Source organism: Gilliamella sp. Lep-s35, assembly GCF_009795845.1.
Lineage (GTDB): Bacteria > Pseudomonadota > Gammaproteobacteria > Enterobacterales > Orbaceae > Gilliamella.
Map to the genome: position 1 here is coordinate 23,833 of NZ_WTEX01000013.1, position 24,654 is coordinate 48,486.

Sequence of the window (24,654 nt, forward strand, 5' to 3'; positions counted from 1 at the left end):
ATCGTGCCACATATACCTCGTATAATATTAAGATTCGAGTAAACTTACATGGCCAATATAAGGTAAATGACGATAGTGCTGTGCATAGTCAATACCATAACCCACCACAAATTCGTCAGGAATTGAAAATCCGATATATTTAACAGGAACCTCTACTTCACGCCTTGAAGGTTTATCCAGAAGTGTGCATATTTCAATACTACGAGGATGACGTAATTTTAATATTGCCATTACCTTACTCAAGGTATTACCTGTATCGATAATATCTTCGATAATTAATACATCTTTATCACGAATATCTTCATCTAAGTCTTTTAATATTTTTACATCACGATTACTAATGACTGCATTGCCATAACTAGAGGCGGTCATAAAATCAACCTCGTGTCCGACTGTGATTTTACGGCTCAAATCTGCCATAAAAATAAAAGAGCCACGTAAAAGCCCAACTAAAATAAGTTCGTTTTGACTATTTTGATAATCTTTACTAATTTGTTGTCCAAGCTCGATGACACGGTTTTGGATATCATTAGCTGATATCATCATTTCTAATGTATGTTTTTTCATTAATAATTCTCAAATTAACTTTTTAAAAATTAAATTAGATTCTAACAATATTCCTTAATAAAAAGAATAAGCGAACCCATTTTTTATTAAACCAAGATAAGAAAAAATTTTATTTTTTATACTCAAATACCTAGTTTTCCTGAAACTTTTTGACAACTATTTTTGTTATTCTTTTTTTGTAAACGTCGTTTTTTAAAAAACTCACTTAAAATAGCGCTACATTCGTTAGCTAGTACTCCGCCAGTTACTTCTGCATAATGGTTGATGCCTTGCTGAGCAAGAATATTGATAAATGAGCCAGCTGCACCAGTTTTATAATCACTAGCACCATAAACAACACGTTTAATACGGCTATGGATAATGGCACCTGCGCACATAATACAAGGCTCCAGTGTGACATAAAGCGTGGTATTAATTATGCGATAGTTATTTAAATTTTTACCAGCTTGCTCAATCGCTATCATTTCAGCATGCGCAGTAGGATTATGTTTGATAATGGATTGATTAAATCCTTCGCCGACAATTTGATTATTTTCATCAACAATCACCGCACCGACAGGGATTTCTCCAAGCGATTCGGCGTGTTTAGCAAGCATGAGTGCATGGCGCATCCAAATTTTATCTGACATTTTAGAACTTATAGATTATTTAGATTTAGAACATCACGCATGTCATATAAACCAATCGGTTGTTTGGCAAGCCAAATCGCAGCTCGAACAGCGCCATTAGCAAATGTCATGCGGCTAGATGCTTTATGGCTGATTTCAACACGCTCGCCAATATCAGCAAAGATAGCAGTATGTTCTCCTACTATGTCACCTGCTCGGATAGTTGCAAAGCCGATAGCGCCTTGTGGTCTTTCCCCAGTATGACCTTCACGGCAGTAAACTGCACGATCTTTTAAGTTGCAATCAAGTGCATCTGCAATGGCTTCACCCATGGCTAATGCTGTACCAGAAGGAGCATCAACCTTGTGACGGTGATGGGCTTCAATAATTTCGATATCGGTATAATCGCCCATAATTTTGGTGGCTTTTTCTAATAATTTTAACACTAGGTTAACCCCCACACTGAAGTTGGCTGCAAACACAATACCTATTTTTTGGGCTGCATCGGTAATGGCTTGTTTACCTGCATCATCAAAACCGGTTGTACCAATGATCATCATTTTTTTATTTTCAACACAAAAAGTTAAGTGGGCGAGCGTGCCTTCAGGTCGAGTAAAATCAATTAATACGTCAAATTGGTTTTTAGCTTGTTCCAGATTATCGGTAACTTTTATGCCACAAATACCGATCCCTGCAAGCTCACCTGCATCACTACCAATTAGTGATGAACCTGCTCGTTCAAATGCTGCACCTAAGGTAACTCCTTCAATTTGCGAAACAGCTTGGATAAGTTGCCGTCCCATTTTGCCACCTGCGCCGGCAATTGCGATACGAATCATGTTTGTTGACATATAACTTTCCTTATTTTTTATGAATATAAATAAATATTATAGCGGAAAATACATAACTTATACACATCAGCTAAACTTAAATGCTACAATTTTTGAACCGTTTTATATAAAAATATAATTAGGAGTTATTATGCGATCTCCGTGGTATTTTGGTTGGAATATCGTTATTGCGGCTTCTTTTCTCACTTTGCTTTCTAGTGGCTTGAGGATGAGTATGGGAGTTTTTTTTCTTCCCATTGCAAATGATCTTAATTTTAGTCGTAGCGTTCTTTCTGGAATTATTGCTATAGGTATGCTTTTCTCTGGAATTGCTATGCCAATAGCGGGATATTTAGTTGGTAAATATGGCACTCGTTTTGTCCTAATATTTGGTTCCATCATTATTATTTCTACTGTTTGGGCTGCTAACTCAACTGATTATTGGAACTTTTTTCTATCTTTTGGTGTTGCATTATCTTTTGGTACTTCTTTTGTTGGTTCTGTCAGTTTTACGCCTATTGTGGCACGTTGTTTTATCAAGCGTAGAGGATTGGCTTTATTTCTTTTATCAACAGGAAGTATGGCAGGTATTGCAGTGATGTTACCTGTTTTTGCTTTCTTCATTCCTATTTATGGATGGCAAACAACGCTAATTTCGTTTGCTGTGATTTTTATGATTATCGCTTTGCCTATTGCTTTGTTTATTATGAAAGATAATCAATCTGAAATCGAAGTCTCTAGTATAGAGCCTGTTATCAATCAAAAAATAGAGCCTAGTATCAAACTTATAGATGTGTTAAAAACACGTCCATTTTGGCAACTGAGTTTTGGGCTTTTTACCTGTGGCTTCAGTATGAATTTATTAGGAACACATGGAGTCCCAATGCTTATCGATCATGGATTTGATCCTATTACTAGCTCTAATGGTATTGGTTTGATTGGTTTAGTCGCTATTTTTAGTACCTTAGTTTTGGGTTATTTATCTGATATAGTGCAACGAAAAAACATTTTAATGATGGTCTATTTAATACGAGGTTTAGGTTTTATTGCTCTTGTTTTAGTATCAACTAAATGGCAGCTTTTTACTATTGCAGCAGTGGGTGGTTTGGTTTGGGCTGGTGCTTTGTCGATGTCTGGAGCCATTACCGCTGATATTTATGGTGTACAAATTGTGGGACTACTTTCAGGATTAACCTATTTGGGACATCAAATTGGTGCGATGATTGGTTCATGGTTAGGTGGATGGGCTTATGATCATTTACACACTCATTTAGTTGCGTTTGGTACAGCAAGTATTTTATTGTTACTGGCGGCGTTTAGTGCTTATCATCTTCCTAAACGATAATAGTTCAAAACAAATGGACGCCAAGTAGCGTCCATTCTTGCTTATAAAACTTTTAATAATTCAACATCAAAAATCAGTGCGCTGTATGGTGGAATTGATGCGCCAGCACCTTGAGCACCATAAGCTAATTCTTGAGGAATATATAAACGCCATTTTGAACCTTCTGGCATAAGTTGTAACGCTTCAACCCAGCCTTTAATTACACCATTGACTGGAAACTCAGCAGGTTGTCCACGTTCAACAGAACTATCAAATACTGTACCATCAATTAGTTGCCCTGTATAATGAACTTGCACGCGATCGGTTGCTTTAGGTAATGCGCCATCGCCTTGTTTGATGATTTCGTATTGTAAACCTGATTCAGTCGATTTAATGCCATCTTTTGTGATGTTTTCTGCTAGAAAATCTTTACCTGCTTGAGCAATTTTTTCTGCTTGTTTGGCCTTTTCTTTGGTCGCTTGTTCATGTACATGGCGTAATGCTTCATGTAATTCTTGTAGTGGCAGAGCAGGTTGATTACCCGATAATACGTCTTCCATTGCTAATTTTAATGCATTTAGTTCTAAATTGTTCAACCCAGATTCTTTTAATTGTTGTCCAATTTGTAAGCCGATTGCATAGCTTGCTTTTTGTTCAATAGTTTCTAACTTCATTTTTTACCTTTAGATAGTTGATTGGTAAGGTTTATTAATAAGGTGATTAGTTTGGAGATACGTAAGTAAAAGTCAAGTAATAATTTATATTATCAAATGTTATTACTATATTCATTAAATAACTTCGAAAGAATTTATTAATTTGGCTAGCACTTAATTAAAAGATCAGCGATAATACAGGTCATTGAATTTTAAAGAATGGATTAAGTGTAGATGCTGTTTCGTAAATTTTCCGCACTTGCAGTTGTCACGAGTGTTTTATTAACAGGTTGTTCTGTTATTGATCGCTGGGTATATAGGCCTGATATCAATCAAGGTAATTATGTAACACCAGATGCTATTGAGTTATTGCAAGTAGGGCAAAGCAAAGAACAAGTTGTGTTTATTATGGGCTCGCCAATGTTAACTTCTGTTTTTGGTGATAATGTTTGGTATTATATTTTCCGTCAACAACCTCAACATGGTGAAGTTAGTCAAAGAAGCTATGCTGTTTATTTCGATGATATGGGCATTGTGAAAGATATCAAGGCCTCAGAACTAGAAGGCTCCAAATCATTAGAAGAGATGAATAAACAAGGCATATCTGACCCAATTGATACTAAATCTGACGACGATATTCCTGAATCTTGATAAAAATATAGATAAAAAGCCTCGTTTATTAACGAGGTTTTTTATTTTATATCTAAAAAATATTAAATTATAACGATAGTTATTAATAATAACCGTTACTATATGAAGCAATAATAGTAATAACAATTATCATGTACACAATGAAAAACAGCATTGATGCGATAAATGTAATTAGACAATATTTCCAGTAACTATATAGATTTTCAATAGCATCAATAATATCGTTTTCTTTTTTAAGCGTTGCAGATAAGCTAAATGCTCCTCCTGACTTAAAAAGTTTTATCCCAGCAATAATTTGTGGAATACCAATAATAGCAGTGATTATACCTAGACAGGCAAAAGCACCCATAATTATAAAAATAACGCCAAAAACTTGTTGCATAGTAGCAATAAAACGCATATGTTTTATCAATAATTCATTAGTTTGAAAAGAAATTGTATTTGTTTTATTTATATCCATTTTTTAACCCTTATATTGTTGTTCTATTTGAATTTGCCAAAAAGCAACAATAGGATAATAGTTTTTTAATTAATGTCGAGTTTTTTGAAGTAAATTGAGTTTGGGCAATTGGTCAATATTACGATCATTTGCAATAAGTTAAAAAATTAACTTTAGTTAAAAATTTGTATTATTTTAGTATAAGATAATTTTAAATAAACAATAATAGGAGGTAATTTTGCATCTTTCACCAAAAGCTTTTAGGATTTTAGGAATTATTGCTACAATAGCATCGTTAGGGATGTATGTTTCTTATATTCCACAAATCATCGATAATTTACATGGTTTTAAATCCAATCCTACTCAACCGTTAGCCGCATCTATAAACTGTACACTTTGGGTTTGTTATGGCTTGTTGAGAGAAAAGAAAGATTGGCCAATTGCAATTGCTAATTCACCAGGTGTATTTTTTGGTTTAATTGCTTTTTTTACAGCTCTTTAATTGGTATTAAATGATTGAGTTTTAATTAATCTGCTTGATTTTTATTAATATTAATAAAAAGTAATAAAAAATTTAATAAACTTACTTTTGAGGTAAAAGTAAAATTTTAAAATAAATTGGTTATTATTTGCTCTTGTGTGAAATTTTTTAATAATCAATAATTTATGTAGTTATCAACAGGTTTGTTAAATACTTATCAAATTGTACAGTGAATAAATCAAGTTGATAAGTTTGCTTTAATATTACTTAATAAAATGGCTAGATGTTGGTATGTAATTATTTTTATAATTTATTTTTAACCACACATTAAAGCAAGATAGACAGATTGACCAATCGTTTTATACTGCATTCAGTAGTTACATCATATCTAAAAGGAAAGAAAATGAAAAAATTAATTGGTGTATTTTTACTTGGGGTGTCTATGATGGCTACGGCGTCAAATTGTGACGAAATTAGCCGTAATATTAATGAAAAAATTAAAAATAATGGTGTTGATCCATCGCACTTTCAACTAAAATTAGAATCAACTAACACTCCAAAAGAACAAATTGAAGGTAAAATTGTAGGCTCATGTGATCATGGTCAGCAATATATTGTTTATATACGTTTAGATGAAGTGGTAGCCGAGTCACAAGTTCAAGCAACTAACGCAACAAGTGAAACTTTACAACAAAATGTTGATAAAGTAACACAGCCATCAACTATCAATCCAACCGAACAAAATTTAGAACCTAAGCCTGTAGAAGAACAATAATAGTTAGAGCTTTAATTAATTTAAGTCATGTAAGGTTAAAAAATAGGGCTAAATGCCCTATTTTTGTAGGAAGGCAATTATAGCAAATCGCTGTAATTTGCTTTTACATCATCACTCCAAACACTTGCTTGCACTTGCCCAATGTGCTTTTGTTGTAAAAGTAACATGACCAAGCGTGATTGCCCAATTCCTCCTCCAATTGTTTGTAGTAGCTCACCATTGATTAAAGCTTTATGCCAACTATATTCTAGTCGTGATTGGTCATTAGTGATGTTTAACTGACGTTTTAGTGCTTCTGGATTAACGCGAATCCCCATTGATGAAATTTCAAATGCACTGCCTAATATAGGATTCCAAACCAAAATATCGCCGTTTAAGCCTTTAGACCCCATTTCGTTGTCAGAACTCCAATCATCATAATCGGGTGCTCTAATATCATGTCTTTCATTATTAGACAATTTGCCACCAATTCCAATTAAAAAAACAGCGCCTAGCTCTTTAGTAATAGCATTTTCTCGTTCTTTTGGCGAAAGATTTGGGTAACGTTTTAATAGCTGCTCACTCTCCATAAATGTAATAGATTCTGGTAAAAAACGTGATAAATGGTATCTTTCAGATACTGCTTTTTCAGTGGTTTTGATAGCTAAATAAATTTTTTCAACGGTTTGTTTTAAATAAGTTAATGTACGATCTTCAGGGCGTATTACTTTTTCCCAGTCCCATTGATCCACATAAACCGAATGAATTGGTGACAGTTGATCTTCATCAGGCCGTAATGCTTTCATGTTGGTGTATAAACCTTCTTCAACTTGAAAGTGATGATCACTTAAAATTTTACGCTTCCATTTAGCAAGAGAGTGAACGACTTCAAATTGAGAATTAGCAATAGCTTTAACTTTGACTTGTACTGCATTTTCTTTTCCTGACAAATTATCTTGAATACCATCACCGATTCGACTTAATATCGGGGCTTGTACTTCAATAAGCGATAAATTTGCTGCCAATTGCTCAGAAAAAAATTGTTTTACAAAATTTATACGTTGCTGCTGATCTCTAAAAGATATCGTCATGTTTACTCTTTAATTATTTATTAATCAGAATACCTAAATTAAACTAGAAAATAAAAATATGCAAGTTAGAACAATCAGTGCTTTTTAAATATATATGGAATTATTCTAATAAGATATTTTATTCAATCTGATCATTTTTTGTGTGAAATAAGCCAAGGTAAGGCGATGTTAGCCTGTATAATGTAGCGTTATATTAGGCGTAATTTCTTGTACCAAAATCGTTAAAAGTGTTAACCATTTTTTTATGTTTAAGCTTATCCGTAACAGGTTATTTCACATTGCCTGATTCGATTAAAGTTGGTTCGGATACGTCTTATGCACCTTTTGATTTTATTGATGCTAATGGTGAATTTACTGGATTCAACATTGAAATCACGAAAGCCTTGTGCGAAAAGATCAATATTAAATGTACTTTTCAATCGACTGATTTTGATGCGCTGATCCCGTGGTTATTATCAAGAAAGATTGATATTATCTCGTCTTCGCTAATGATGACCGAAAAACGTAAAAAACAGATCGCTTTTTCTGACGAAATTTTTATGACTTATTCTCGTTTGATTGTTAAAGAAGGTACTAATTTAATGTCTAATGCTGAGTCATTAAAAGGTAAGCGTGTTGGGGTTGAGCAAGGGACATCGCAAGAACATTTTGCTAATGAGATGTGGCGTTCGAGCGGTGTAGTTATAGTGCCTTATCAAAATCAGTCACAGGTATTTTCTGATCTAGTGGCAGGTCGTTTAGATGCGGCATTGCAAGATGAAGTAACTGGCAGTTATGCCTTTTTAAAACAGCCACAAGGTAAAGGTTTTACTTTTGCAGGCGATGCATTGACTGATGCAAATTATTTTGATGTTGGAGTAGGTATTGGTTTTCGTAAAAACGATAATGAACTACGTGAAGCGTTTAATCAAGCTTTAAAAGATATTTTAGCCGATGGTACTTATCAAAAAATCAACAATAAGTATTTTGACTTTAACCTATATGGTAATAAAAAATAAACCATGCAAGGCTATATTCCGTTAATTCTTCAAGGCGCATGGCTAACGATTATTTTAGCGCTAACCTCTTTATTGTTGGCTATGATTCTGGCATTGTTTGTGCATTAGGTAAGTTGGCAGATTCTAAAGTATGTAATGTATTTTGTCAGGCCTATACATCGTTAATTCGAGGTGTACCCGATTTAGTGTTGATGATGCTCATCTTTTTTTGGTTTGCAGTTTTTACTCAATAATATTACAGATTATTTTAATATGCCTTTTATTGAAATCGATCCACTAATAGCAGGTATTATGACTTTAGGTTTTATTTATGGCGCTTATTTTACCGAAACCTATCAACCATTTCATGCTTTTGGTATTGCAGCAGTGATTTATCTTTGTATGAGCTTTACGTTGATTTTTAGTTTTAAAAAGTTAGAGCAATACTGCTTGGTTTTTCAGCGAGCTAATGTGAAAAATGATTAATAACTTCATTTAAGCTATGAACTGATATTTCCTTATTCGTTTATAATTTTATAGTTCTATTCTTATTAAAATAATAAAGAAATCTGACAATTGCGATAGCAGTTGTCAGATTTTGAATTTCCGATATATTAATTTACAGGATAGAATTCACTTGTAGAATCACTGTTATCGCCTTGATCATGGTGACTTGAGCCTGGTAATGCTCTAGCTCGTTCAATAGGCACATAGCTGCCACTCGGAGTTTCAACTTGGCATTCACCTAAGAAGATAGAATATTTAGTGTTGGCATGCATGCTTTCTCCCCTAAAATAACAGTGGGCAGCATTATATAAATCAGCTCGGCAAAGAATTGCAACAGCTAACCAAACAATAAGGACTGCTAACGATACCCATTTTAAATATTTCCAGATGAAGGACCAAAAACCAATTTTTCTAAAATGGCAATATCCAAAAATAAGTAATATGACGGCAACAAATGCTAAACCTTCGTATAACCAAAATAGCCACATAGCAATCTCCTATTTTTTTAGCTTTTACTATTCTATACTAACTTTGCTTATACATCTATATGTTTACATCCATGAACTGTTACGAATAATGCCGACAGCAAGCCCTTCAATGGCAAAATTTTGATGTTCTAAATCGACTTTGATTGGTGAAAATTCGACATTTTCGGCAATAAGGTGTACATGTTTTCCCTTACGTGATAAACGTTTAACCGTAACTTCGTCATCAATACGAGCAACCACAACTTGCCCGTTTTTAACATCTTGGGTTTTATGTACAGCCAACAAGTCGCCGTCAAATATACCAATATCTTTCATTGACATACCTTGTACTCTTAATAAAAAGTCTGCGCGAGGTTTAAATAGTGAAGGATCAACTTGGTAATGGCTTTCAATATGCTCTTGCGCTAATATTGGTGATCCAGCCGCGACTTGCCCAATGAGTGGTAAACCTTCTAGTTCATTTTGCTCAATAGGTGTTTCAAGTAAAAGGCGAATACCACGTGATGAGCCGGCGATCATTTCAATTGCACCTTTTTTAGCTAAAGCTTTCAGATGTTCTTCAGCTGCGTTGGCTGATCGAAATCCTAATTTTTGCGCAATTTCGGCGCGTGTTGGTGGCATACCAGTGGTTTGAATATTGTCTTTAATTAGGTCATAAATCTGTTGTTGGCGTTCGGTTAACGGTCTCATTTACGTATTCCTGTTTTTATATACATATACATGTGATTATATACAGCTAATAATATAAAACAACTGTTTTATTCTAAATTATTTGACAGTAAGCGATAAAATTTTCAAATTTTTGACATTATGCGTTATTTTGGTGAGTAATTTTGTTAGTTTAATAGACAATAAATTTTCCAATTAACCGATAATTTTTGCTTATATTTAGCGTTATATAATCAAGTTTTTATATGCTATAATAGCGCAATTTTTGTTGGATTGGAATTTGCCTTATGTCTTATATTGTTGCGCTCAGTGGTGGTATTGCCAGTGGTAAGAGCACCATCACCAATTTGTTTGACAAATTGGGGGTTCCTATTATTGATGCAGATATTATTGCAAGGCAAGTTGTGCAAGTTGGTAGTGATGCATTTAATCAAATTGTTAAGCACTTTAGCCAAGAAATTTTGCTTGCTAATGGCGAACTTGATCGTAGTCAACTCCGTGAGATTATTTTTAATAATGACCATGAGCGGCTATGGCTTAATCATTTATTGCATCCCATTATTCAACAAGAAACCCAAAAACAAATTGCTATGCAAAGCTCATTATATGTGATCTGGGTTGTGCCGTTGTTAGTTGAAAATAATTTACATACGTTGGCTGATCGTGTATTGATAATCGATACACCTGTATCGTTACAATTGGAACGATTAGTAAAAAGAGATAATATTAGCGAATCATTAGCTAAAAAAATGATACAGTCGCAAGTGTCTTTACAAAAACGTTTATCTTATGCTGATGATATTATCGTTAATGATGGTAATCTTGCGTCGCTAACTTCGCAAGTTAGTCAATTACATAAACAATATTTAGATAACTTTAATTGTAAGATTTAAATAGATGAATAACATTATTTTTGAACATCCATTAAATGAAAAAATGCGCACTTGGCTTCGTGTTGAATTCTTATTAAATCAATTAAATACGCATTGTCATTTTGATCAAAATAATGCATTGGTTTTTTTTCATGCATTGTCTGAGTTATTAGAAATTATTGAACGTAACGATGTTAAAACTGATTTTATTAAAGAGCTTGAATTGCAAAAACAAAAGTTAACTTCATGGTTAGCATTTGATGGCGTGGATTATGATTTACTTAGCAAGTTGATTGGCAAGTTTGATGCTTTTTTAGCTCAATTTAATGCTGTCGCCCGTTTGGGGCAGCCGTTAAAAGATGACCGTTTTATTACTTCAATTCGTCAACGTTTAATGATACCTGGTGGTTGCTGTAGTTTTGATTTGCCGTCATTCCATTTGTGGCTGAAAATTCCACAAGAAAAACGTGATATGCAAGTAAAAAATTGGCTACAACATTTATCGCCCCTAGATGAATCTTTAACATGTTATATGCAATTGATAAGACAATTAGGGGAATTTAAACCATTTATTTATACTAACAACTTTTTTCAAGAAACTAATGGTGATATTAATTTGATTCGTATTCGAGTTTCCTTAGAAAAAAACGTGTATGCTCAAGTATCAGGTCATATGTCGCGCTATAGCATTCGATTTTTACCACTTGACGCTTGCGATAGCGTAAATACCGATGGTATTGATTTTGAATTAGCTTGTTGTTAGTGCTTTAAGTACTGATTATTTAAAAAAGAGTCACAATGAATAAACAAACCGTTACCTATGTCAATTGCCCAACTTGTCAAAAACAAGTTATATGGAGCAAAAAAGATAGCCCGTACCGACCATTTTGCAGTAAACGCTGCCAACTTATTGATTTAGGCGCTTGGGCAACTGAAGAGCATCGTATTGCCGATAAAGATATCACCGAACAAGATCTTTGGAGTGAAGAAGATCTTAGCGATTTTACAGGTAGACATTAATGAAGATTCTTGGTATTGAAACTTCATGCGATGAAACAGGCATTGCAATTTATGATGATGCCAAAGGTTTAATTGCCAACCAGCTTTATTCGCAAATAAAATTACATGCCGATTATGGTGGTGTGGTGCCTGAACTGGCATCGCGCGATCATATTCGTAAAACCGTGCCATTAATTCAAAGCGCTTTAAAAGAAGCGAATTTAACTGCTCAAGATATTGATGGCGTTGCTTATACAGCAGGTCCTGGTTTGATTGGTGCGTTAATGGTTGGCGCATCAATTGGACGTTCACTTGCTTATGCTTGGAATGTGCCGGCAATTGCTGTGCACCATATGGAAGGGCATTTGCTTGCGCCAATGTTAGAAGATAATCCGCCCGAATTCCCTTTTGTAGCACTACTCGTTTCTGGTGGGCATACGCAGTTAATTAAAGTGACCGGTGTTGGACAATACCAATTAATGGGGGAATCGATTGATGATGCGGCAGGCGAAGCCTTTGATAAAACAGCTAAACTACTTGGGCTTGATTATCCTGGTGGTGCAAAGTTGTCAAAATTAGCTGAGCAAGGTTGTGCTTCTCGCTTTCACTTTCCGAGGCCAATGACAGATAGACCAGGGCTCGATTTTAGTTTTTCAGGGCTTAAAACTGCGGCGGCTAATATTATCCATCAAAATACGCACGATCAAGTTATAGATGACCAAACTAAAGCAGATATTGCGAAGGCTTTTGAAGATGCCTTAGTTGATACGCTGGTTATTAAATCTCGCCGCGCACTTGAACAGACAGGATTTAAGCGTTTAGTTATTGCCGGTGGTGTCAGTGCCAATAAAACATTACGCCATAAACTTGCGCAACTTATGGCACAGCGAAACGGGCAGGTTTATTACCCAAGACTTGAATTTTGTACTGACAATGGTGCCATGATTGCTTATGCAGGAATGATCCATTTAAAAGCAGGACAACATTCTGATTTGACCATCAATGTGAGACCAAGATGGCCTCTTAGTGAGCTTAATGTAAACTAGGGATTATTTTAGATTTAGCAATAAAAAATTCAAAAGTGGGTATAAGCCCCACTTTTTTATGTATGCCTAATCAATGCTATTGATTGGTGGGTTTAATTTTATTACTTCTATTTTTTATTTACATATACAGCTATAATTTTTTTAGAATGTAAATAACAATAACAATAACAATAACAATAACTATAACAAGAAATTATTTTGAGATTAACTATGAAAACGTATATTCCAGGCAAAGATGCCGCCCTAGAAGATTCAATTAACTATTTTCAACAACAACTAACAAAATATGATCTAGAAGTGAAAGAAGCTTCTTGGCTAAACCCAGTGCCTAATGTGTGGTCAGTACATATTCAAAATACTAAGTGCCCACTCTGTTTTGCTAATGGTAAAGGCGCTAGTAAAAAAGCCGCATTGGCATCGGCCTTGGGAGAATATTTTGAACGCTTATCAACTAATTACTTTTTTTCTGATTTTTATTTAGGCGAAAAGGCCGCAAATGCTGATTTTGTGCATTATCCGACCGAAAAATGGTTTTCTATTCCTGAAGATAATTCCCTACCGAAAGGACTATTATCCAAAGAACTACTTAAGTTTTATGATCCCGATTATGAACTAAGTGCTACGGATTTAATTGATTTACAATCAAGTAACGGTGAACGAGGTATCTGCGCTTTACCTTTTGAACAGCAGTCTGATAAACAAACTATTTATGTGCCAGTTAATTTAATTGCTAATTTATATGCTTCTAATGGTATGTCGGCCGGTAACACTCGTAATGAGGCACGAGTACAAGGGTTATCTGAAATTTTTGAGCGTTATACTAAAAATAAAATTATTGCCGAAGCTATTAGCTTACCGGTTATTCCAACCGAAGTGATTAACCGTTATCCAACCGTTTTAGCGGCAATTGATGCACTTGAAAGTGAAGGCTTTCCGCTTTACTGTTTTGATGCTTCTTTAGGTGGGGAATTTCCCGTTATTTGTGTAGTGTTATTTAATCCACAAAATGGAACTTGTTATGCTTCGTTTGGTGCACATCCTAATTTTGGTGTTGCGCTTGAAAGAACTGTAACAGAATTATTACAAGGACGTAGTTTAAAAGATCTTGATGTGTTTTCGCCACCAAGCTTTGATAATGATGATGTTGCAGATCTTAGCAATTTAGAAACGCATTTTATTGATTCAAGCGGTTTTATTTCATGGGATTTATTTAATGAGCAAGCTGATTATGAGTTTGTCGATTGGGACTTTTCAGGCACAACCGATCAAGAATTTGCTAATTTAATGGCCATTTTTGCTCGTCACAAAACCGAAGTGTTAATTATGGATTACCAACACCTTGGCGTTTATGCTTGCCGTATTTTGGCTGTTGGCATGTCGGAAATTTACCCTCCTGAGGATCTTTTAATTGCTAATAGCAATATGGTTATTGGTTTGCGTGATCTTATTTTATCGTTGCCTGATAAAAAGTATACAACCAAACAGTACTTAGACATTATAGAGCAGCTTGATGATGAAGGGCTTGATGATTATGCGCGTGTTCGTGAATTACTTGGTATTGCAACAGGTAGCGATAATGCGTGGTTAACACTGCGTGTTGGCGAATTAAAAGCTATGTTAGCATTAGCAGGTAAAGATCTAACACAAGCACAACAATGGATTGATTGGACGATTGAAATGAATGAATCGATTTTCACTCCTGAGCGTAATCATGCTTATCGTTGTTTACAAACATTAGTTAATTTTATTTTGCAACGTGGTAAAAAGCAGTTTAATAACTATCAAACTGCATTTAATAAAATGTATGGCAAAAACTGTGTTGATGACATGTGGCAATATGCTAATGGTGAAAAAACATTTTTTGGTTTGTCAGATTTTGCGACAGACCAGAAAACCACCAATAATAATTTAGAACAATTTGCTATGCATCAAAAGCTATTAGCAGTGTATAACAAATTACATCAGGCGATGCTATAGCTTATATCATGTTATAAGTTATATATTCAACTTCCACCGTATTGCCTCGGTGGAAGTGATAATGTTATTTAACCTTGTCTTGCAAATTCACCTGCTTGTTTAACTAATTCTTCGCTAGGTGTAATACCTGTATATAATACAAATTGTTCAAGCGCTTGAAGTACTGCAACATCAGCACCTGAAATAATAGTTTTGTTTAACTGTTGGGCATATTTTATCATTGGTGTTTCAACGGGGAGAGCAACGACATCAAACACAATATCAGCGTTATTTATCATTTTTTTGGGAAAAGCTAATTCTTGCGCTTCAATACTGCCAAGCATGCCAATTGGCGTTACATTAATAATAAGCTTTGCTTGTTGTGGTGGGATATTTTGTTCATCTTTTACCCATTGATATCCATAGCGTTTGGCTAACGCTTCGCCTTTGGATTGGTTACGGGCGACAATAATGCCATTTTTAAAGCCAGCATCATAAAAAGCCCCAATTACTGCATTAGCCATACCACCACTACCTTTTAAGACAAAAGGTGTAGTATTATCAATCTTATTTTCTACAATGAGTTTAGCAACAGCAATATAATCAGTATTATAAGCTTTTAAATAGTGATTAGTGTTAACAATGGTATTAACCGATTGAATGGATTTTACTGAATCATCTAATTCATCAATAAACTCAATACAAGCTTCTTTGTAAGGCATTGAAATAGCACAGCCACGAATTGCCAAGGCTTTAATGCCATAAATAGCATCTTTCAAATTATTGGTAGTAAAGGCTTTATATAAGTAATTAAGATCAAGTTTTTCATACAAATAATTATGAAAACGAGTACCAAAATTGCTTGGTCTTGCCGAAAGGGACATGCAAACAGTGGTGTCTTTATTAATAATTCTTGTCATAACAACAACCCCTTGTGATATAGTACAATACTTTTTATTTTACCACTTTCTTTATTAACGTATATTTAATTATGGTTGCAAATAATAACGGCCCTAAAATTCAGCAAGAAAAAGCAACAGTGAGTACGATGATCTATTTATATTGCCGTAAACAACATCATAGCCAACATCATCAGTTATGTGAGGAATGCAACGATCTGTTGCAATATGCTATGCAACGCTTAACAATGTGCCGTTTTGGTGAAGAAAAAACGACGTGTGAACGTTGCCCTAAACATTGTTATCGTAAAGATTACAAACAAAAAATAAAACAAGTAATGCGGTTTTCTGGCCCAAGAATGTTAATTTATCATCCTACAATGGCATTGAGGCATCTTTATAAAAACTTGGTGAGTAGGTAAGTTATTACTATTATTAACGTCTACTATGGCAAAACAAATATTAACTCGTCATAAAGTTAAAATTAGGGTTTAGTATATTCTATTGATTAAAAATACTAATTTCCGAAATAGCCTAAAACTTCCCCCGATTTGTATACTGTGAAAAATTTGTTATTATTAGAAACAGAATTTAAAATAATGGCTTGATAAGAGTCTGGATCAAAGAAATGTCTATTGCAGTTGTTGAAGTTAATCGTCAAGCAGTTATTCATAATGTTGAGTATCTAAAAAAAATGGCTCCAAATAGTCAACTAGTTGCGATTATAAAAGCCAATGCTTATTCACACGGTAGTGAGGAGATTGCTCAATTATTACATGATAAAGTAAATTATTTTGGTGTATCACGCTTTACCGAGGCCATGCAATTGCGGAACAAGGGTATTAACACGCCGATTCTGGCTTTGGAAGGTTTTTTCCCGCATGATGATTTGGATTATTTTATTGATTTTAACATTCAACCAGCTATTCATAGCAAATGGCAAATTGACATATTGCAAACATCCCTCCGTAAAGATCAAATTACCACATGGTTTAAGCTTGATACAGGAATGCATCGTTTAGGTTTTTGTCCTGATGAAGCAAAAGAAGAATTTTATCGTTTGGCTAGTTGTTCAGTGGTTTGTAAACCGATTAATATTATGAGTCATTTTAGTTCGGCTGATGATCTCACTTCAAAACAAACGTTAAAGCAAATAGAACTATTTGATCAGTTTATTGACTCAATTGATGACAAATCACTGATTGGTAAATGTTCACTTGCCGCATCGGGCGGTATATTAGCCTGGCCAGAAGCTCAGCGTGATGTTGTGCGTCAGGGTATTGCTTTATATGGTGTTTCACCTTTTGATGAACCAATTGCTGAGCTACAACCCGCAATGACGTTTAAATCTGAATTAATTACAGTACGAAAACACAAAAAAGGTGAATCAGTTGGCTATGGTCAAATTTGGTGTAGTCAGCAAGACACTTTGCTCGGTGTGGTTGCCATGGGTTATGGTGATGGCTATCCACGCAATATTCCAGAAAATACCCCTGTATTGATTAATGGGCGAAAAGTACCCATTGTAGGTCGCGTTTCAATGGATATGATTGTGGTTGATTTAGGTATTAACAGCCTTGAAAAACCCGGTGACGAAGTCATATTCTGGGGATCAGAACTTCCTGTTGAGGAAATCGCAAAGCACACTGGAATTAGTGCTTACGAATTAATAACGCGCTTAACTTCACGCGCAAAAATTCATTATATAGATAAATAAATTAAATTATGATTAAAAAAATATTTTTATACACTTTACTCACCCTTATATTAATTGTTGGTGGCTCGATCAGTATTGGTTATTACTTTTTACAGCAGTTTTCTAAACAGCAAATGTACGTTACTGCCGAAAATCAAATGTTTGTTTTGAAAAAAGGCACATCCATGCATCAGTTAGTTGAGCAAGTCAAAGCAAGCCAATTGCTCGAAAGGGCATATTTGCTCCCTTATTTGTGTAAATTAGAGCCATCATTAAGATCCATTAAAGCAGGGACTTACCAATTACATCCACACATGACGGTTGAAGAGTTTTTGCAATTATTGGTATCAGGCAAAGAGAGTAATTTTTCGATTAAATTTGTTGAAGGTAAGCGGGCTAAAGATTGGTTAAATGTTGTTCAAAATACGCCGTATATTCAACAAACTTTAGCGGGAAAAACTGATGAAGAAATTGCTAAACTACTTGGTATTGAAGGGTCGATAGAAGGTTGGCTATCACCTGATACTTATCTTTATACCGCAGATACGTTAGATATTAATATCTTAAAACGCGCACATATGATCATGAAAAGTAATTTACAAAAAATCTGGGATAATCGCGATGGAGATCTTCCTTACCAATCGCCTTATGAACTCCTGATTATTGCATCAATTATTGAAAAAGAAACTGGCATCAGTTCTGAACGGGCGAATGTGGCTTCGGTATTTGTTAATCGTCTAAAAAGAAAAATGAAGTTACAAACTGATCCAACCATTATTTATGGTTTAGGTGACAACTATAAAGGTACCATTAGGCGAGTTGATTTAACTGATACTCAAAACCCTTATAATACCTATGTTATTGAGGGGCTTCCCCCAACACCAATTGCAATGCCAAGTTTAGCCTCGCTTGAAGCAGCAGCGCATCCAGCTAAAACCAATTATCTATTTTTTGTTGCTAATGGAACAGGCGGCCATACTTTTTCAACTACTTATAGCAATCATCAACAAGCGGTGAATGTATATCGACAGTTATCGAGTAGTGGGAATTAGCCTCAAAAAAATCAAATAATGATTTTAATAACGAGTTTTTATTGAGTTATTTTGGTTTTAATTTGTGATATACATTAATGTACTGCATATTAATGCGGTACATTTTGTTTTGTTAATTACGATAAATCATCAAGTTGTTTAATAAGATTGAGCAGATGATTAACATCTTGTTCTTGCTCTTTTAGTGCTTCCTCAAAATAGGGATGCAGAGCAAATTTAGGTAAATTTGCTTTGGCATCAATCATTGCTTGTATTCGCGGAATAAAAATCCACTGCAACCATTCGTGCGCTTGCATGGTATCGATAGCAAAGGGCTCTTGGCTTAAAAAAGCATCAGGATTTGGCGGTGTGGTTTGCCATAGGTCGATTTTTTGCAATTCTATAATAATTTTTTCAAGTTGCTTAAGTAGCATGTCTGCTTGTGATTTTTGTGCAAGCAAATTTTGATAATACTGCCAATCAAAACAAGGCCCAGGATCGGTTTTGCGATCGGGGGCAATATCGCTATGACCTGCGATATCTTTGATAGCATAAGTCTGTTGTAATAATAATGTGATGTTTGCTAATTGTTGATATTGTTGTTCGGTAAAATTGTCGCTATCACATCCTTCCATTTCAATACCAATTGAAAAATCGTTACAGTTTTCTTTTCCTTCAAATACTGACTTTCCTGCGTGCCATGCCCGTTTATCAAATGGAACAAATTGAATTATTTCACCATCTCGTCGAATAAATAGATGACTTGACACTTCAAGTTGATAAATCGATTCAAAATATGGATCTTGCTTAGGATCGAGCTTACCGGTAAATAACTGTTCAACATAAGGACCGCCATATTGATTGGGTGGCAAGCTGATATTATGGATGACAAGTAACGATATCGGTTTATTTGTTGGACGTTCATTATAAAAAGGCGAAACAACCTGTTTTACACCTTGTAACCAACCATTAATAATTTTTAGGGACATATTGACTCCAACTTATCTAATAAACCGATGTATGGATTTGTTTTGCGATCTGTTTCACGAAAATTAGACATACAACGTAACAATCAAGTGCATAATGGATTTTGCATTCCAACCTAGCTATTTCGTTATTATTTCATTTTTTTGTCTTGCTATAAAGAATGTTCTATTAAATAACTGACTGAAAAATTGAGGTGCTTATGTCTAATCAATCGGGGTTTACATTATTTGAACTGATGATAGCCATTGTTGTCATTGCTATTTTAACCGCTATCGGTGTACCAGCCTATCAAGGATACGTAAAAAAAGCCGCACTGACTGATATGTTACAAATAATGACATCATATAAAACTGCTGTTGAAATTTGTGCTGTTGAACAAGGCGGTTTAACTAACTGTAGCAATGGTAATAATGGTGTGCCAGCAAGTCGAACGTCGAATTATGTAACTTCAATTACAGTCAATAACGGTATTATCACCTTGGTCGGAACCAGTGCTTTAACAGGGTTAACAACGACACTAACCCCCACAGTTAACGCCACTCATGGCAATTTAGATTGGAGCCGAGTTTGCACCACATCACCTGTTGATGCCAGTTTAACCAGTGCTTGTGAAGATATTTTTAAATTTTAATGTTTGTGTTTAAAAATTAACTGATAAGGAAGCACCATTATGCAAGAAGAACAGCTAATTGAAAGTATTGATAAATTACTGCTTGAAGCATTAGATAAGCGTGCTTCGGATATTCATTTTGAGCCTTATCAACATAGTTATCGTATTCGTATGCGTATTGATGGTGTTTTGCACGATATGCTATCACCGCCCCTTGCATTAGCTAAACAGATAACAGCAAGATTAAAAATCATGTCTCAACTAAATATAGCTGAACATCGATTACCGCAAGATGGTCAACTCATTATTGATCGTTATACCATGCGTATTGCCACTTTGCCTGTAATGAATGGCGAAAAAATTGTTTTAAGAGTAATGGATAACCATGAATCTGAATTAACCATTAATGATTTAGGGTTAACGGATGCAGATCTGTTAACATTCAAACAAATTTTAGACTACCCACAAGGATTGATTTTAGTTACAGGTCCAACAGGTAGCGGTAAAACGGTGACGTTATATAGTGGATTAAAGCGGTTAAATAAAACCGAACGTAATATTTGTAGCGTTGAAGATCCCATTGAAATCCCCCTAGAGGGCATTAACCAAACTGCGATTAATCTTAAAGCTGGCTTAACATTTGCTATTGTATTGCGTGCCTTATTGCGGCAAGATCCTGATGTGATGATGATTGGCGAGATTCGCGATCGTGAAACTGCCGAAATTGCCATTCAAGCTGCACAAACAGGGCATTTAGTGTTATCTACATTGCATACTAATTCAAGTGTCGAGGCAATAACACGATTAAAGCAAATGGGAATAGAAAATTATCTATTGTCATCAAGTTTAAAATTAATTATTGCTCAGCGGTTAGTTCGAAAATTGTGCCCACACTGTAAAGTTGTGGCCAGTGATTTGGTTAAGTTAGACAATCAATACCAACCCCATTATTTAGCTTCGGGATGCCCAAATTGTATTGGTGGTTATAAAGGAAGGATTGGGTTATATGAATTTTTAGTCATCAGTTCCGACATTCAACAGCAAATATTAATCAATCAAACTATTTTACCTTCAAATATGACTTCGCTAAAAATGGCTGGACAAAAATTAGTGAAGCAGGGAATAACAACATTAGCTGAATTAAATCGAGTTTTGGGTGATACAGTATGAAACGGCTCTATTATTGGTATGATGTTGATTTTAATCAACACAAAATTATCGCTGAATCATCACAGGCTGCTAAACGGCATTTATTGTTACAAGGTAAAATCGCCATTAAGATTAAAGCAGGTAATATTATTACCGCACATAGCTTTAATCGTACTGATTTGCTGATGATTACTAAACAATTAGCGACGATGTTAAAAGCTGGATTATCTATTATTGATACATTGCAATTACTTGCCCAAGAGCAAACTAAACCTCACTGGCAATATTTGTTGCTTGATATTAAGCAACAAATAGCTAAAGGCGAATTTTTATCCCAAGTATTACGGCAACACTCTTCGGTATTTTCTGCCCTGTATTGCGAAATTATAGCAACAGGCGAACTGACAGGACAGCTTGATGAAAGTTTTGAGCAATTAGCGTTATTGCTTGAAAAATCAATCAAACTACAAAAAAGTTTGAAAAAGGCAATGCGTTACCCAATGTTTTTATTATTGGTTGCGATAATTGTAAGTTTGGTGATGTTGTTGTTTGTTTTGCCAAAATTTTCCGATATTTATCAAGATTTCGATGCCGAGTTGCCTGCTTTTACACAAGGTGTGATTGATTTTTCTAATTATTTGCAACAAAGCTGGTTAATTTGGTGTGTAATTTTTTTTATTAGCTATTTTTGTTATCAGCGCTATTTAAAAGTACGCTATCGCCATAAAATCGAAAAAATAATAATCAAAATCCCTTTTATTGGTCGAGTGATTCAAACTAGCTGCTTAACGCAAATTTTTCAAACCATTGCGATCACCCAAAAAGCAGGCATACCATTATTAGCGGGTTTAGCTGCAGCGGCGAATACCACTTATTATTGCCTTTATCGTGATAGCCTTTCGAAAATTATAGATAGTATTGAGCAAGGACACTCATTTAGCCATGTATTGCATCAGCAATTATATTTTCCTAGCTTATGTGCCCAGCTTATTCATGTAGGCGAAGAGTCAGGTACGTTAGATTTAATGCTTGATAAGTTAGCTAACTATTATCAAGAACAAAATCAAACCCTAACCGATAATTTATCGCAAGCGTTTGAGCCATTATTAATGCTAGTATTGGCGTTGATTATTGGTAGTTTAATTGTAGCTATGTATTTACCGATATTTCAAATGGGCGAAGTGATTCACTAATGTTAGCATTTATCATTATCTGTTTAGGGCTTTGTGTCGGTAGCTTTGTTTATGTTGCTTATTGTCGCTATTTGCCAACAATTACGCCATGCCAATATTTATACCGTATTTGCATTAATCGATCTGTTTGCTCGCACTGTCATCATCGACTTAATGCTTGGCAATTAATTCCCATTGTTTCTTGGCTGATATTAAAAGGGCGTTGTTATTACTGTAAAACTAAAATTTCATGGCATTATCTTATTGTTGAATTATTAATCTCGGCTTTATTTGCTATTACCTATTTTGATTACGGTTTGGGTTATCAAAGTGTTATTTTAATGCTACTTGGTTGTTATTTTTTACTGTTAGCTTTAATCGACTTTAAATACTTTTTATTACCGGATTTGTTTACCCAACCGTTAATGTGGACGGGTATAATGCTAGCTTATTTTGACATGGCTAATATCACCTTAACCGATGCTTTAGTAGGTGTTTTTTTGGGATATCTATTATTAAAAATACCTGCTACTTTATTTCATTTAATATCTAAAAAGCAGGGATTAGGGGGCGGTGATATCAAATTGCTTGCCGCTCTTGGCGCTTGGTTGCCTTATAATTGTCTACCTCTATTGTTGTTTTTTGCTTCATTACTGGGGATTTTATATTCTCTTTTTTTGCATTATATACTTAATAAAAATACGTTAAAAGGTATCCCATTTGGTCCGTTTTTATTAATTTCTGGATACATAATTGCTTATTTTTGCCAAAGTTTTCAGGAATGTTTGTGTTCAAGTTTGAGTTTTTGGTGATAATTAATAATGTATTAAAAGCATTATATAACGTTGTTATTTTTTTATATTCACAATATATAACTAAAATTGATATTCATAGTGAAAATAGTTCTTTTCATAAAAATAGAAATCACGTTATAGTGTTAATTAAATCAGATTGTCCGTTGTAATGAGTGACTAATTAAGGAATAACTTATGATATCAAATAATATTAATGAACTAAAAAATGAAATGATAGCGTGGCGGCACCATATTCATGCTCATCCTGAAACCGCTTTCGAAGAAGTTAACACGACACAATTTATTGTTGAAAAACTCCAGTCTTTTGGGATTACTGAGCTCTATACCCATTTTGCCCCAACGGGAGTTGTTGGCATTATCAAAGGTCAGCAAGAAGGGCGGTGGATTGCGCTACGAGCAGATATTGATGCATTAGATATTATCGAAGAAAACAACATTGATTATTGCTCAACGGTTCGTGGCAAAATGCACGCATGTGGACATGATGGACATACAGCTATGTTACTTGGCACAGCTAAGTATTTAAGCGAACATCGTAATTTTGTAGGAACGGTTGTTGTTATTTTTCAACCTGCCGAGGAAAATGAAGGTGGCGCACGAGTGATGGTTGAAAATGGATTATTTGAGCAATTCCCAATTGAAGCCGTATATGGCATTCATAACCAACCTAATATGAAGTTAAATCACTTTTATATTAATCATGGTCCAATGATGGCATCGTATGATGTATTTGAGATCAAAATAACGGGTGTTGGTGCTCATGCTGCTGCTCCTCATCTAGGTAAAGATACAATTTTAACTGCCACACAAATTGTGAATAGTTTGCAAAGCATTGTGAGCCGTAATGCTGATCCTTTAAGTTCGTTGGTAGTTAGCGTAACACAAATTCATAGTGGTGATACTTGGAATGTGCTACCTCAAAAAGCGGTGATTCGTGGTACAGTTAGAACATTTAGCGCTCAAGTACAAGATATGGCTGAACAACGAATTAAACAAATTGCAACTGGTATTGCAACAGCCTTTGATGCAAAAGCAGATGTGGATTATCAACGTCGTTACCCAGCAACGATTAATTACGCAAAACAAGCTGATATTGCAATTGCCGCTGCTAACAAAGTTGTTGGGCAAGAAAACTTAGTTATTGATCCGCTTCCTTCAATGGGATCTGAAGATTTTGCTTTTATGCTGCAAAAAATACCAGGAGTATATGTTTGGTTAGGGACAGGGAAAGGAGCTAACTTACATAATCCTGCCTTTAATTTCAATGATGAAGTGTTAGCAACAGGTGTAAGTTATTTTGTTGAAATTGTTAACCAAGAACTAGCTAACCAAAAATTAACTAATTAAGCAACTAGCTGAAAACGGTAGATATATAAAACTGGT

General features: G+C 34.8%; 30 protein-coding genes. 20 read left to right on the forward strand and 10 right to left on the reverse strand.

Annotated features, from left to right (window positions below; translation table 11 throughout):
* Positions 1-27: 27 nt before the first annotated feature.
* The 3 genes from hpt to dapB all read right to left on the reverse strand — a co-directional run bounded on the left by hpt (position 28) and on the right by dapB (position 2,026).
* Positions 28-567, reverse strand: a complete 540-nt coding sequence (hpt, locus tag GQ590_RS07225; protein ID WP_160407825.1) for a hypoxanthine phosphoribosyltransferase — start codon at positions 565-567, stop codon at positions 28-30.
* Positions 568-689: 122 nt separating this feature from the next.
* Complete coding sequence (gene tadA / locus GQ590_RS07230) at positions 690-1,196, reverse strand: tRNA adenosine(34) deaminase TadA (protein ID WP_160407827.1); 507 nt, start codon at positions 1,194-1,196, stop codon at positions 690-692.
* 8 nt (positions 1,197-1,204) lie between these two features.
* On the reverse strand, positions 1,205-2,026 hold the full coding sequence (gene dapB / locus GQ590_RS07235) for a 4-hydroxy-tetrahydrodipicolinate reductase (protein ID WP_160407829.1): 822 nt from the start codon (positions 2,024-2,026) through the stop codon (positions 1,205-1,207).
* Positions 2,027-2,156: 130 nt separating this feature from the next.
* On the opposite strand from dapB, the gene GQ590_RS07240 reads away from it, so the two are divergent.
* The gene (locus GQ590_RS07240) at positions 2,157-3,350 is read left to right on the forward strand and encodes an MFS transporter (protein WP_160407831.1); all 1,194 of its coding nucleotides are present in this window, start codon (positions 2,157-2,159) and stop codon (positions 3,348-3,350) included.
* 41 nt (positions 3,351-3,391) lie between these two features.
* Here GQ590_RS07240 and GQ590_RS07245 read toward each other — a convergent pair whose 3' ends face one another.
* Entirely contained in the window at positions 3,392-4,003 is a 612-nt protein-coding gene (locus GQ590_RS07245) for an FKBP-type peptidyl-prolyl cis-trans isomerase (RefSeq protein WP_160407834.1), read from the reverse strand.
* A 213-nt stretch (positions 4,004-4,216) separates the two neighbouring features.
* On the opposite strand from GQ590_RS07245, the gene bamE reads away from it, so the two are divergent.
* Positions 4,217-4,633 (forward strand): outer membrane protein assembly factor BamE, encoded by a 417-nt coding sequence (gene bamE / locus GQ590_RS07250; protein WP_065636718.1) that lies wholly within the window; start codon positions 4,217-4,219, stop codon positions 4,631-4,633.
* 82 nt (positions 4,634-4,715) lie between these two features.
* On the opposite strand, the gene GQ590_RS07255 is transcribed toward bamE, so the two are convergent.
* Positions 4,716-5,093, reverse strand: coding sequence for a DUF5362 family protein (locus GQ590_RS07255; protein WP_160407836.1), 378 nt, complete (start codon positions 5,091-5,093; stop codon positions 4,716-4,718).
* 217 nt (positions 5,094-5,310) lie between these two features.
* Between GQ590_RS07255 and GQ590_RS07260 the strand changes: the two genes are divergently transcribed.
* Both GQ590_RS07260 and GQ590_RS07265 read left to right on the forward strand, forming a co-directional pair.
* Positions 5,311-5,574 (forward strand): SemiSWEET family transporter, encoded by a 264-nt coding sequence (locus GQ590_RS07260; RefSeq protein ID WP_081300196.1) that lies wholly within the window; start codon positions 5,311-5,313, stop codon positions 5,572-5,574.
* A gap of 382 nt (positions 5,575-5,956) precedes the next feature.
* Positions 5,957-6,328, forward strand: coding sequence for a DUF1161 domain-containing protein (locus GQ590_RS07265; RefSeq protein WP_160407838.1), 372 nt, complete (start codon positions 5,957-5,959; stop codon positions 6,326-6,328).
* A 77-nt stretch (positions 6,329-6,405) separates the two neighbouring features.
* Here GQ590_RS07265 and asnA read toward each other — a convergent pair whose 3' ends face one another.
* The gene (gene asnA / locus GQ590_RS07270; protein WP_160407840.1) at positions 6,406-7,398 is read right to left on the reverse strand and encodes an aspartate--ammonia ligase; all 993 of its coding nucleotides are present in this window, start codon (positions 7,396-7,398) and stop codon (positions 6,406-6,408) included.
* Positions 7,399-7,625: 227 nt separating this feature from the next.
* Here asnA and GQ590_RS07275 point away from each other — a divergent pair, with 227 nt between their 5' ends.
* Genes GQ590_RS07275 through GQ590_RS07285 form a run of 3 tightly spaced genes read left to right on the forward strand, consistent with a single transcriptional unit; the run spans position 7,626 to position 8,861 of the window.
* Entirely contained in the window at positions 7,626-8,396 is a 771-nt protein-coding gene (locus tag GQ590_RS07275) for a lysine/arginine/ornithine ABC transporter substrate-binding protein (protein WP_160407842.1), read from the forward strand.
* Between the two features lie 38 nt (positions 8,397-8,434).
* A complete protein-coding gene (locus tag GQ590_RS07280; protein WP_160407844.1) occupies positions 8,435-8,629 on the forward strand; it encodes a hypothetical protein in 195 nt (64 codons plus the stop codon).
* 19 nt (positions 8,630-8,648) lie between these two features.
* Positions 8,649-8,861 (forward strand): hypothetical protein, encoded by a 213-nt coding sequence (locus GQ590_RS07285; RefSeq protein ID WP_160407846.1) that lies wholly within the window; start codon positions 8,649-8,651, stop codon positions 8,859-8,861.
* A 128-nt stretch (positions 8,862-8,989) separates the two neighbouring features.
* Here GQ590_RS07285 and GQ590_RS07290 read toward each other — a convergent pair whose 3' ends face one another.
* Complete coding sequence (locus GQ590_RS07290; RefSeq protein ID WP_160407848.1) at positions 8,990-9,370, reverse strand: hypothetical protein; 381 nt, start codon at positions 9,368-9,370, stop codon at positions 8,990-8,992.
* Between the two features lie 63 nt (positions 9,371-9,433).
* Complete coding sequence (lexA, locus tag GQ590_RS07295) at positions 9,434-10,060, reverse strand: transcriptional repressor LexA (RefSeq protein WP_160407850.1); 627 nt, start codon at positions 10,058-10,060, stop codon at positions 9,434-9,436.
* Between the two features lie 266 nt (positions 10,061-10,326).
* Between lexA and coaE the strand changes: the two genes are divergently transcribed.
* The 5 genes from coaE (at position 10,327) to ycaO (ending at position 14,933) form a co-directional block, all read left to right on the forward strand.
* Complete coding sequence (gene coaE, locus GQ590_RS07300; protein ID WP_160407852.1) at positions 10,327-10,932, forward strand: dephospho-CoA kinase; 606 nt, start codon at positions 10,327-10,329, stop codon at positions 10,930-10,932.
* Between the two features lie 4 nt (positions 10,933-10,936).
* Positions 10,937-11,674 carry a cell division protein ZapD gene (gene zapD / locus GQ590_RS07305; RefSeq protein ID WP_160407854.1) on the forward strand — a complete coding sequence of 246 codons (738 nt, stop codon included), beginning with the start codon at positions 10,937-10,939 and terminating at the stop codon, positions 11,672-11,674.
* A 35-nt stretch (positions 11,675-11,709) separates the two neighbouring features.
* Complete coding sequence (yacG, locus tag GQ590_RS07310) at positions 11,710-11,931, forward strand: DNA gyrase inhibitor YacG (RefSeq protein WP_160407856.1); 222 nt, start codon at positions 11,710-11,712, stop codon at positions 11,929-11,931.
* Positions 11,931-12,956, forward strand: a complete 1,026-nt coding sequence (gene tsaD, locus GQ590_RS07315; protein ID WP_160407858.1) for a tRNA (adenosine(37)-N6)-threonylcarbamoyltransferase complex transferase subunit TsaD — start codon at positions 11,931-11,933, stop codon at positions 12,954-12,956. Before yacG ends, tsaD begins: the two co-directional genes overlap by 1 nt.
* A 210-nt stretch (positions 12,957-13,166) precedes the next feature.
* The gene (ycaO, locus tag GQ590_RS07320) at positions 13,167-14,933 is read left to right on the forward strand and encodes a 30S ribosomal protein S12 methylthiotransferase accessory factor YcaO (protein WP_160407860.1); all 1,767 of its coding nucleotides are present in this window, start codon (positions 13,167-13,169) and stop codon (positions 14,931-14,933) included.
* Between the two features lie 68 nt (positions 14,934-15,001).
* Here the strand turns inward: ycaO and GQ590_RS07325 are convergent, their stop codons facing one another.
* Positions 15,002-15,832: a shikimate 5-dehydrogenase gene (locus GQ590_RS07325; protein ID WP_160407862.1), complete on the reverse strand. Its 831-nt coding sequence runs from the start codon at positions 15,830-15,832 to the stop codon at positions 15,002-15,004.
* 71 nt (positions 15,833-15,903) lie between these two features.
* Between GQ590_RS07325 and GQ590_RS07330 the strand changes: the two genes are divergently transcribed.
* The 3 genes from GQ590_RS07330 (at position 15,904) to mltG (ending at position 18,559) form a co-directional block, all read left to right on the forward strand.
* The gene (locus GQ590_RS07330) at positions 15,904-16,233 is read left to right on the forward strand and encodes a nitrous oxide-stimulated promoter family protein (protein WP_160407865.1); all 330 of its coding nucleotides are present in this window, start codon (positions 15,904-15,906) and stop codon (positions 16,231-16,233) included.
* A 206-nt stretch (positions 16,234-16,439) separates the two neighbouring features.
* A complete protein-coding gene (gene alr / locus GQ590_RS07335; protein ID WP_160407867.1) occupies positions 16,440-17,528 on the forward strand; it encodes an alanine racemase in 1,089 nt (362 codons plus the stop codon).
* Between the two features lie 8 nt (positions 17,529-17,536).
* A complete protein-coding gene (gene mltG / locus GQ590_RS07340) occupies positions 17,537-18,559 on the forward strand; it encodes an endolytic transglycosylase MltG (RefSeq protein WP_160407869.1) in 1,023 nt (340 codons plus the stop codon).
* Positions 18,560-18,675: 116 nt separating this feature from the next.
* Here the strand turns inward: mltG and ampD are convergent, their stop codons facing one another.
* Positions 18,676-19,527, reverse strand: a complete 852-nt coding sequence (gene ampD / locus GQ590_RS07345; protein WP_160407871.1) for a 1,6-anhydro-N-acetylmuramyl-L-alanine amidase AmpD — start codon at positions 19,525-19,527, stop codon at positions 18,676-18,678.
* Between the two features lie 197 nt (positions 19,528-19,724).
* Between ampD and ppdD the strand changes: the two genes are divergently transcribed.
* The 5 genes from ppdD to GQ590_RS07370 all read left to right on the forward strand — a co-directional run bounded on the left by ppdD (position 19,725) and on the right by GQ590_RS07370 (position 24,618).
* Positions 19,725-20,156: a prepilin peptidase-dependent pilin gene (gene ppdD / locus GQ590_RS07350; RefSeq protein ID WP_160407873.1), complete on the forward strand. Its 432-nt coding sequence runs from the start codon at positions 19,725-19,727 to the stop codon at positions 20,154-20,156.
* A 39-nt stretch (positions 20,157-20,195) separates the two neighbouring features.
* The gene (locus tag GQ590_RS07355; RefSeq protein ID WP_160407875.1) at positions 20,196-21,305 is read left to right on the forward strand and encodes an ATPase, T2SS/T4P/T4SS family; all 1,110 of its coding nucleotides are present in this window, start codon (positions 20,196-20,198) and stop codon (positions 21,303-21,305) included.
* A complete protein-coding gene (hofC, locus tag GQ590_RS07360; protein WP_160407877.1) occupies positions 21,302-22,477 on the forward strand; it encodes a protein transport protein HofC in 1,176 nt (391 codons plus the stop codon). The genes GQ590_RS07355 and hofC overlap by 4 nt, the downstream gene beginning before the upstream one ends.
* Positions 22,477-23,268, forward strand: coding sequence for an A24 family peptidase (locus GQ590_RS07365; RefSeq protein WP_160407879.1), 792 nt, complete (start codon positions 22,477-22,479; stop codon positions 23,266-23,268). The genes hofC and GQ590_RS07365 overlap by 1 nt, the downstream gene beginning before the upstream one ends.
* A gap of 177 nt (positions 23,269-23,445) precedes the next feature.
* Positions 23,446-24,618, forward strand: a complete 1,173-nt coding sequence (locus GQ590_RS07370) for a M20 aminoacylase family protein (protein ID WP_160407882.1) — start codon at positions 23,446-23,448, stop codon at positions 24,616-24,618.
* Positions 24,619-24,654: the final 36 nt, after the last annotated feature.

Excerpts from the sequence above, each read along its gene's own strand:
- hpt (WP_160407825.1), bottom strand. The coding sequence starts at position 567 with ATGAAAAAACATACATTAGAAATGATGATATCAGCTAATGATATCCAA.
- tadA (WP_160407827.1), bottom strand. The coding sequence starts at position 1,196 with ATGTCAGATAAAATTTGGATGCGCCATGCACTCATGCTTGCTAAACAC.
- dapB (WP_160407829.1), bottom strand. The coding sequence starts at position 2,026 with ATGTCAACAAACATGATTCGTATCGCAATTGCCGGCGCAGGTGGCAAA.
- GQ590_RS07240 (WP_160407831.1), top strand. The coding sequence starts at position 2,157 with ATGCGATCTCCGTGGTATTTTGGTTGGAATATCGTTATTGCGGCTTCT.
- GQ590_RS07245 (WP_160407834.1), bottom strand. The coding sequence starts at position 4,003 with ATGAAGTTAGAAACTATTGAACAAAAAGCAAGCTATGCAATCGGCTTA.
- bamE (WP_065636718.1), top strand. The coding sequence starts at position 4,217 with ATGCTGTTTCGTAAATTTTCCGCACTTGCAGTTGTCACGAGTGTTTTA.
- GQ590_RS07255 (WP_160407836.1), bottom strand. The coding sequence starts at position 5,093 with ATGGATATAAATAAAACAAATACAATTTCTTTTCAAACTAATGAATTA.
- GQ590_RS07265 (WP_160407838.1), top strand. The coding sequence starts at position 5,957 with ATGAAAAAATTAATTGGTGTATTTTTACTTGGGGTGTCTATGATGGCT.
- asnA (WP_160407840.1), bottom strand. The coding sequence starts at position 7,398 with ATGACGATATCTTTTAGAGATCAGCAGCAACGTATAAATTTTGTAAAA.
- GQ590_RS07280 (WP_160407844.1), top strand. The coding sequence starts at position 8,435 with ATGGCTAACGATTATTTTAGCGCTAACCTCTTTATTGTTGGCTATGAT.
- GQ590_RS07285 (WP_160407846.1), top strand. The coding sequence starts at position 8,649 with ATGCCTTTTATTGAAATCGATCCACTAATAGCAGGTATTATGACTTTA.
- GQ590_RS07290 (WP_160407848.1), bottom strand. The coding sequence starts at position 9,370 with ATGTGGCTATTTTGGTTATACGAAGGTTTAGCATTTGTTGCCGTCATA.
- lexA (WP_160407850.1), bottom strand. The coding sequence starts at position 10,060 with ATGAGACCGTTAACCGAACGCCAACAACAGATTTATGACCTAATTAAA.
- coaE (WP_160407852.1), top strand. The coding sequence starts at position 10,327 with ATGTCTTATATTGTTGCGCTCAGTGGTGGTATTGCCAGTGGTAAGAGC.
- zapD (WP_160407854.1), top strand. The coding sequence starts at position 10,937 with ATGAATAACATTATTTTTGAACATCCATTAAATGAAAAAATGCGCACT.
- yacG (WP_160407856.1), top strand. The coding sequence starts at position 11,710 with ATGAATAAACAAACCGTTACCTATGTCAATTGCCCAACTTGTCAAAAA.
- tsaD (WP_160407858.1), top strand. The coding sequence starts at position 11,931 with ATGAAGATTCTTGGTATTGAAACTTCATGCGATGAAACAGGCATTGCA.
- ycaO (WP_160407860.1), top strand. The coding sequence starts at position 13,167 with ATGAAAACGTATATTCCAGGCAAAGATGCCGCCCTAGAAGATTCAATT.
- GQ590_RS07325 (WP_160407862.1), bottom strand. The coding sequence starts at position 15,832 with ATGACAAGAATTATTAATAAAGACACCACTGTTTGCATGTCCCTTTCG.
- GQ590_RS07330 (WP_160407865.1), top strand. The coding sequence starts at position 15,904 with ATGGTTGCAAATAATAACGGCCCTAAAATTCAGCAAGAAAAAGCAACA.
- alr (WP_160407867.1), top strand. The coding sequence starts at position 16,440 with ATGTCTATTGCAGTTGTTGAAGTTAATCGTCAAGCAGTTATTCATAAT.
- mltG (WP_160407869.1), top strand. The coding sequence starts at position 17,537 with ATGATTAAAAAAATATTTTTATACACTTTACTCACCCTTATATTAATT.
- ampD (WP_160407871.1), bottom strand. The coding sequence starts at position 19,527 with ATGTCCCTAAAAATTATTAATGGTTGGTTACAAGGTGTAAAACAGGTT.
- ppdD (WP_160407873.1), top strand. The coding sequence starts at position 19,725 with ATGTCTAATCAATCGGGGTTTACATTATTTGAACTGATGATAGCCATT.
- GQ590_RS07355 (WP_160407875.1), top strand. The coding sequence starts at position 20,196 with ATGCAAGAAGAACAGCTAATTGAAAGTATTGATAAATTACTGCTTGAA.
- hofC (WP_160407877.1), top strand. The coding sequence starts at position 21,302 with ATGAAACGGCTCTATTATTGGTATGATGTTGATTTTAATCAACACAAA.
- GQ590_RS07365 (WP_160407879.1), top strand. The coding sequence starts at position 22,477 with ATGTTAGCATTTATCATTATCTGTTTAGGGCTTTGTGTCGGTAGCTTT.
- GQ590_RS07370 (WP_160407882.1), top strand. The coding sequence starts at position 23,446 with ATGATATCAAATAATATTAATGAACTAAAAAATGAAATGATAGCGTGG.